The 1,595-nt window shown below is 67.6% G+C and carries 1 protein-coding gene; it reads right to left on the bottom strand.

The genetic code is table 11. The features are described from left to right. Positions 1 to 1,595: calcium-binding protein (locus tag I71_RS07175; protein WP_148294175.1), on the bottom strand; the 1,595-nt coding region annotated here is incomplete at both ends.

Raw genomic sequence — 1,595 nt, forward strand, 5'->3', positions numbered from 1 at the left:
GCCGCCCGACAGGCGGTCACGGTCGGCCCCGCCATAGAGCGGGTCATTGCCCAGCCCGCCCAGCAGCTCGTCGGTGCCGGCATCGCCCTTCAGGAAGTCGTTGTCGACGCCGCCATCGAGGCTGTCGGCGCCGTCGCCACCGAACAGGGTGTCGTCACCGGCACCACCGTCCATCGTGTCGTCGCCGCCGCCTCCTTCCATGTAGTCACGACCGCCCAACCCCTCGATCCGGTCGTTGCCGTCATCGCCATACAGGGCGTCCTCGCCGCCACCACCCAACAGGGTGTCGTCGCCATCCTCGCCATAGAGCGAGTCATGGCTGGCGTCGTCGTCGCTGCTGTCGATCAGGTCGTTGCCGGCGCCGCCGCGGACCAGATCGCTCCCTGCCCCGCCATACAGGCTGTCGTCACCGCCATAACCGTAGATGGCGTCGTTGCCGCCGCCGCCGCGGATGGTGTCAGATGCGGCATAGCCTTCCAGCGTGTGGGCGGCAGCATCGTCCCGCGTGTCGATCGCCAGGACGGGATTGGCCAGGTCGACGGTGCTCCCATCGGCGAACAGCAGTGTTTGCAGGTAATTGGCACCGTTGCCGGCACCGCTGAAGCGGTTGGCGATGACGATCCGGTCGGGCTTGCCGTTGAAACGGACATGCAGATCGTTGCCGTAGCGTTCGAACCGCAGGTCGTCGCGGCTGTAGCCGTCGCCGAAGGACAGCCGGTCGTTGCCGCCGCCGCCGACCACGGTATCGGCGCCGCCCTGATAGAGCACGAGGTCGTCGCCGGTCCCGGTGACGATCCAATTGGCGCCGGCCCCACCGGCCAGCGTGTCGTCGCCATCCTCGCCATAGAGGGTATCGGCATCGTCGCCGCCCGACATCATGTCCGCACCGGCACCGCCATACAGAGTGTCGGCTCCGGCACCGCCCAGCAGACTGTCGTCGCCGGCCTCGCCGTTCAGGTAGTCGTCGCCGGCGCCGCCGTCCAGGCTGTCATCGTCAGCCCCACCGAGCAGGCTGTCGACACCGGCCCCGCCGGACAGGCTGTCCCTGCCGGCATTGCCTTCGATGGAATCGTTGCCGGCATTGCCCTCGATCAGGTCGTCGCCGGCACCGCCATACAGCGCATCGTTGACGGCACCTCCATAGAGCGTGTCGTTGCCCGCTTCGCCATAGGCAACGTCGCCGCTGGCCGTCTCGTCCCGGCTGTCGATCAGATCGTCGCCGTCGCCGCCATAAAGGGCATCGGCTCCGGTCCCGCCATACAGCGTGTCGTTGCCGCCATAGCCATAGATGGCATCGGTGCCGCCATTGCCACGGATCACGTCGCCGGCATTGTAGCCTTCCAGCACATGCCCGACATCGCTGTCGCGCGTGGCGATCGCCAGATCGGTGCGGGACAGGTCCAGCGTGGTATCGTCGGCGAAGCGCAGGGTCTGCACATAGTTGGCACCCTCGCCATTGCCGTTGAAGCGGTTGGCGACGACGATCCGCTTGCCGAGATCGTCGAAGACCAGATGCAGATCCGCGCCGAAGCGCTCCAGCCTCAGGCCGGCCCGGCTGTAGCCCTCGCCGAAGACGAGCTCGTCGTTGCCGCCGC

Origin of the sequence: Azospirillum sp. B506 (assembly GCF_000333595.1) — a bacterium.
Taxonomy (GTDB): domain Bacteria; phylum Pseudomonadota; class Alphaproteobacteria; order Azospirillales; family Azospirillaceae; genus Azospirillum.